At 43.2% G+C, this 6,589-nt stretch carries 3 protein-coding genes and 1 pseudogene; 2 read left to right on the top strand and 2 right to left on the bottom strand.

What is annotated here, in order from left to right:
• Positions 1 to 1,086: pseudogene (locus C4S38_RS04055) on the top strand (DUF1566 domain-containing protein); the annotation flags it as partial.
• Positions 1,087 to 1,409: 323 nt separating this feature from the next.
• On the opposite strand, the gene C4S38_RS04050 reads toward C4S38_RS04055, so the two are convergent.
• Complete coding sequence (locus tag C4S38_RS04050) at positions 1,410 to 2,837, bottom strand: CCA tRNA nucleotidyltransferase (protein ID WP_103982645.1); 1,428 nt, start codon at positions 2,835 to 2,837, stop codon at positions 1,410 to 1,412.
• 93 nt (positions 2,838 to 2,930) lie between these two features.
• Between C4S38_RS04050 and C4S38_RS04045 the strand changes: the two genes are divergently transcribed.
• Entirely contained in the window at positions 2,931 to 3,758 is an 828-nt protein-coding gene (locus tag C4S38_RS04045; RefSeq protein WP_103982644.1) for a hypothetical protein, read from the top strand.
• Between the two features lie 129 nt (positions 3,759 to 3,887).
• Here the strand turns inward: C4S38_RS04045 and C4S38_RS04040 are convergent, their stop codons facing one another.
• Positions 3,888 to 6,494: a DUF6383 domain-containing protein gene (locus tag C4S38_RS04040; protein ID WP_103982656.1), complete on the bottom strand. Its 2,607-nt coding sequence runs from the start codon at positions 6,492 to 6,494 to the stop codon at positions 3,888 to 3,890.
• Positions 6,495 to 6,589 lie beyond the last annotated feature (95 nt).

Raw genomic sequence — 6,589 nt, 5'->3', positions numbered from 1 at the left:
GACGTACCCTACGCCGGAACGGCAACGGCCAATCTATCATCCGGTTCTTTTGATGGCGTTGTTTCTGTCTCATTATACCGCACGCTGGCGAAAGTAACAGTAGTGAATCAGACCTTCTCCATACCCTACAGCTCACAAGGCGGAGGAAACATACCGCGCACAGGAATCCAACTCGTAAACGCAGGAAAAAAGTGCTTCGGAACAAAAAACAACTACGACGGAACAGGAAGCAACACTAACACCGCAGGAGTGGAGAACTCCACCTCCGTAAATGCTAACACCGTAACCTGGTATGTAGGAGAAAACGTACAATCCGGCTACTCGGCCACTAACGCCACCGAAAGAAACAGACTGAAAGCACCCGATGCTGCGAGGGTAACGCTGACGGGAAGCAAAACCCTCGCAACAGACGATGCCTACACATGCCACTTCGACGTCTTTATGGGCAAAAGCAGCGATGTAAGCGACTTCTCGCTACGCCGACACACAAACTACACGCTGACAGTAAACATCAACAATTCACTCGAATTCATTAGAAACTATGTAACGAATAGTAGTGGCAACCTATATTATAAGAATGACGATCCCCGGATATGGCACAGCGTGGCTTCTGTGTGGGTATCGGTTAATCAACCGTTGGCCAATACATATAAAACTTGGATAGGAAGTGATTTAACTAATTATCCACCTTTCAATTACGATGGTGGCGCTTCTTCCGGTACGGGTTCCGATTATATGGGCGTTTCTTCTACCGCTACTGTAAATACGCCTTATTCTTTCGAGGTTGAGAAAACAGAGCGTGGCAGTGCTTCTACTCATCGGTCTGCTACTGATTATTGTAATGGATTAGGTACAGGTTGGCGTGTTCCTACTTTTATAGAGTTAAAAGGTATGTATCAGAATAAGGCGGCATTGGAAGCAACAAGCGGCTTCGCTGCGTTCCTCATCAGCTACACCTACTGGAGTAGTTCGGTCTACAATGGCAGTGCCGGCATACGCTGCGGACTGGGCTTCAACTATGGCAATTACGATTACTACTACACGAGCACCGGCAATGGCTATGTTCGCTGTGTCCGGGATATCTGATCAATGGATAGAATATGGCTTTAGCCTGGTTTCAATTGCCGTCGGTTTCAACCGACGGAGGCAGTAGATTCTCCCCTTTCAAGGGCTTTAGCCCAACCGGAAAGAAATTTGGCTAAAGCCAACAGGAATGTACATCCCTTAATCCGTCCACTAAAGTAGACGGCAACCGAACTTAGGCTAAAGCCTACAAAGAGAACCTTCTTTAAGCCGTCCGCTGAAGCGGACGGTAACTAAAACCAGGCTAAAGCCATTACATAGCAAGGGAACATCCGGAGTATTTCGCTGTGTCCGGTAATGGCTTCTTTTGACACGCTCCGTTGCTGTTAGTGCGGCATAAGCCCCATCTTTTCGGCCCTTTCCAACATGAATAAACGGGCGGCTTCGTACTCGTTAGGGATAATACCATCCAGGATAGCATTCTTTATAGCCTCCTTAATCACTCCTACCGGCTGCGAAGGCGGAAGTCCAAAGGTATTCATGATCTCTTCGCCCGATACCGGCGGCTGGAAATTACGGACACGGTCTTTCTCTTCTATTTCTGCAAGTTTCTCCCTTACCAACCGGAAGTTTGCCAGAAAGCGGCGTACTTTCTCAGGATTCTTGCTCGTTATATCGGCTTCACACAGCTTCATTAAATCATCAATATCGTTGCCGGCATCAAAAAGCAAACGGCGGATAGCAGAATCGGTCACCTCGTCGTCCGCCAAGGCAATAGGACGCATGTGCAGGCTAACCATTTTCTGGACATACTTCATCTTCTCATTCATCGGAAGCTTCATTTTCCTGAAAATACCCGGAATCATACGTTCGCCTATAAAATTATGGTTGTGGAATGTCCAGCCCAAACGATTGTCGAACCGCTTTGTTGCCGGCTTAGCTATATCATGGAAGATGGCACTCCATCGCAACCATAAATTATCCGTGGTCTTACTTAATCTGTCCAACACCATTAAGGTATGTGCAAAGTTGTCTTTATGTCCGATACCTTCTTTCGTCTCCACTCCCTTTAAAGCACATAATTCGGGAAAGATAAGAGGTAAAAGCCCGCACTTGTCAAGCAGATCGAAACCAATAGAAGGCTTTGGAGAGAGCACTATCTTATTAAGCTCATCCACTATACGTTCTTTCGAGATTATCGAAATCCTGTCTTTATTACGTATAATAGCATCAAATGTATCGGGATAAATAAAGAAGCCCAGTTGAGTAGCAAAACGTACGGCACGCATCATCCGCAATGGGTCGTCGCTAAAGGTGATGTCCGGGTCGAGTGGCGTACGGATAGTTAAGTCGTCCATATCATCCAGTCCTCCGAAAGGATCAACCAACTCTCCATACCTGTCTTTATTCAGGCAAAGGGCTAGAGCATTAATCGTAAAGTCGCGTCTATTCTGGTCGTCTTCCAGTGTCCCGTCTTCCACTACCGGTTTACGGCTGTCATGGCTATATGATTCTTTCCGTGCACCAACAAATTCCAATTCCAAATCGCCACATTTAACCTGGGCTGTCCCGAAATTCTTAAACACAGACAGGTGCGCCCCGCGCCCTAACTTTTTTGCAACACTCTTTGCCAGTTCTATTCCGCTGCCAACAGCAACGACATCTATATCTTTAGACGTGCGGTTCAGATAAATATCTCTCACATAACCACCTATTACATACGCTTCGACACCTAATTCATCGGCCGCTTCCGAAATAATGCGGAACGGTTTTGCCGAAATATGTTTCAATATATCTTCTTGCTCTATATACATATATGTCAATAAAATGGTACAAAGATACGCAAATAATCAGACATATTTTCTGTAAGTTTGCAACTTGAAATAAAATCAAAAGGAGAATTACAGATGAAAAAGACAGCCGTTTGCATAGCACTAGCTGCTCTCACTTTAGCAGGATGCAACGATACGGAAAAAAAAGCACAAGCCCATTTGGATAAAGCACGTGCCATGTACGAACGTAACGAATTGTTCTCTGCCAAGAACGAAATAGACAGCATACGCGCCAACTATCCCAAAGAATATAAAATACTAAAAGAAAGTCTCGCATTAATGCGCCGGATCGAATATAAAGAGGCCGAACGCACGCTTGCCTTCTGTGACAGCATGATGCCTGTCAAACAACACGAAGCCGACAGCCTGGCCAAAAAATTCACTTTCGAGAAAGACAGTGTCTACGAAGAAATAGGCAACTATATATGGAAACAGCAAACGATAGAACGTAACTTGAAACGTTGTTATATCCGTTGCGGTGTAAACGAAAAAGGTGAAATGTATCTGGCAAGCGTCTATTTCGGCAGCCGCCCGATAGAACATACCGGGATTAAGCTCAGTACTAAAGACGGTATGTTTGCAGAAACAGCTTCAATACCATACGATGGCGGAGTAAACTACCGTTTCCAGGATCTGGGCAATACAACGGAAGTGGTTACTTATAAAGGCGATAATGGCATCGATGCTGTAAAATTCATCTTTACAAACGAAAAAGAACGGATCAAAGTAGATTATACGGGAGGAAAGCCATACGTCATCTATATAGCCGATGGAGACAAGAAAGCCATCGTGGAGACTTATAATCTGGCTACCGTATTAAGTGACATTGAGAACATGCGTAAAGAAACGGAAAAAGCAAACAAACGCATGAGCTACCTAAAGAACAAGCTGGATAAATCGTAAACCTTTGCAGATAAATGCAGACCGTATTGATATAAAGTTAGCATCTGAATAACTGTTCATAAAAAGAGCCGTATGGCAAGCTCCCGAAGGGCTTCCATACGGCTCTACTATTTTATAGAGACAGGTAACTTATCTCACGATTACTTTCTGAGCGTTTCCGCCTTCAACAGATACAACTACGATACCCTTTCCTGCAGGCAGGGTGAAATTGTCGGAAGTAGCTGTTACAGTAGCGATAACCTGACCTAAAATATTAGTCAAAGTAACCTTCTTGCCTGTTGCATTGTAAATTGTAACATTATCCGTACCGCCGGTAATCACGATTTCAGAAACCGCAACATCTTCATTTCCGGTAGGGGCAGATGTATTATCCACAGTAAACGGAGCACCTACGTTAGACATTACAACTACATTATTAACTACGCCCACATACGGAGTATGGAAATCATTACCACCGCTAAGCGTACGATTCAGTTCTTTCTGATTTTCCAGCAGATAACCACCATCAGAAGCGGTCTTGAAAGCAAACAAAGCAGGACTGTCGGCCATAGTCTTAATCGTATCACTTGTTATAAAGCCTGCACGGTAATAAGTTACATTGTTATTAACAAATGTCTTATTGGAATCGCGCAATGAAACCAGGTAGTAGCGGGTAGCTGCGTCTGCAGTTGCAGTTTCCGGAGCATGCAAAGCAGAAGAAACATAATACAGGCTCTTACCAGGTATTACCGTGTCTGCTTTTTCAACCCACAAACTAAAGTTATCGGCACTATAATCAGCCTTTAAGATTTCCTGGCCTTCGTTCTTAACTTCGGCATAGAAATTCAGCGGATTCATTGTCAGATATTTTCCATTTGTACCAATTTGCTTATGATTGTTTCCAAATGAAGCATATTCGGGAGCATCTACGGCAGTAAAATCAAAGTATGCAACCTTATCAGACAAAATCAGATTTGCATTGTTGATATCCAAAGATACGAAATCAGCGCCTGTAGTCAATTTATACTTGCCACCTTCCAAAGCGGTTACAAATGTAAATGTAAGAGCTTTACCTGCCGTAGAAGTCAGTACCAAACCTGTATTGTCAGGTTCTACATTGTTGGCTACAGAATCGTTAGTAAACTGCTGAGCCAATTTATAAGTAGCCGTATACAACTTATCACCTAAGCTGGTTGCACCCGTATTTTCACCTACATTAGGTATAGAATCCTGTACAATAGCAACTTTAAATGCAATTGGAGTTTCTGAGCTGCCTGCTTTAGCACGCAACATAGAATCTGCTGCAAATACCGGCAAATTACCAACACCCAAACCGGCAACAGCACTTAACTGATATCCGTTATCTGCAATTTCGGAAACTGTAAAATGACGAACACCTAAGAATTTATCATCAAAGTTTATATCTTTCTGATATACAAATGTGATAGAATCGGTTCTGCCTGAAATAGTATATGTATTAGCCATACCTTGTACCGGGAAGATTTCTTTGTTCATTCCGAAATCGGTACCATCATAACGGCTACCAACACTATATTTACCATTGTTCTCCAATACATACCACTGTCCTTTAGCCTGGAATGCAGACAAAGAATCGGCAGACATCATAGGAACAGAAGCAGAAGTAGATACCCAATACTCACCTGCAGTATTCAAACCGGCACTCTTCAGATAGTAAACACCTGTTCCTGTAGGAATAGTAGAAGGCGTACCTCTTTTAACAGTAATCATAGGTGCTGTTCCTTGTGCAGGAGCAGGCGTAGTTGCCACCAAGTTTGCGACAGTCAACACTTTTGTAGAACCAACACTTGCATACACAACACGTGCAGAATCGCCTAATATTCCAATAGGACTTGCATTTACAGTAGGAGCATCTTTTACAAACATAGCCAAAGAATCATTCTTCAGGTTAATTGTAAATTTAAACTTCTGGAAGTCTGCATTACCTACTGTATGTAAACTGCTTTGAGCATAAGTTGAATCCAATGCAAAGTTTGCACCAAATACACCGGTAGCTCCAGCTATAACAGTCTTTGTTGTATCCACACCAAAGTATTTAGGAGTACCATCCGGGAAAGACTGGTCATTTTGCAATTGCAATGTCATATAGCCTTCATCTGCAGCAGTCAAGTTTTTCGCTAAGATTTCCTGGCCTGCAAAAATGTTACCACCATAAGTACCGTCAAACATCAACTGAAAGACAGAAAAGCCATTACCTAATTCTTCGGCGTTAAGCTTCAAAGAAGCAGGAGGAAGCGCAACAGTAAAGTTTGATGTAGATGCAGAAGACAGTTCTAAATCACTACCATTTACATATAGCGCCATTAGCTGATTATTTCCGTAAGAAGCCTTAATGGCACCTCCATCTGTAAATAACCACTTATCAATACCAGCAGCCAAATTAGGCACTGCATCTGCAGAAGCAGCAAAAGACAACACGGCTTGGGTTGCCTTATTGGTAAACTGGTAAGCAGTACCGCCAATTGTTGTGCCCGCATTCGTTATTTGCCATAAAGCCGAGTCAATCGAAGCTTTTGTTGCAGTTGCAAGATCAATAGTCTTAACAATCACAGAGTCAGCCTTGTCTCCACTCAATGCCAAATAGTTACTACCATCTTGTAAATAATAGTAGTTTCCGGCCGTCCATTCGACAGGAGGCACAGAACCTTGCGCATTAGCCGTGAATACGCCTGCAACCATAAGTGCAGCCGCAGCCAAAAGAGTACATTTTTTGTTCATATACATATAGATTTTATTTATACAATCAACCTCTAAACAAGAAGCTTTACAAAAATGTTCTCGATGTGAGCTGCGTTAACAGCAATTTAGCGACT

The sequence above is a fragment of the Parabacteroides chinchillae genome (assembly GCF_900108035.1).
Taxonomy (GTDB): Bacteria; Bacteroidota; Bacteroidia; order Bacteroidales; family Tannerellaceae; genus Parabacteroides; species Parabacteroides chinchillae.
The sequence above is the reverse complement of the archived record's forward strand: the minus strand, read 5'-3'. Positions and strand labels throughout refer to the sequence as shown.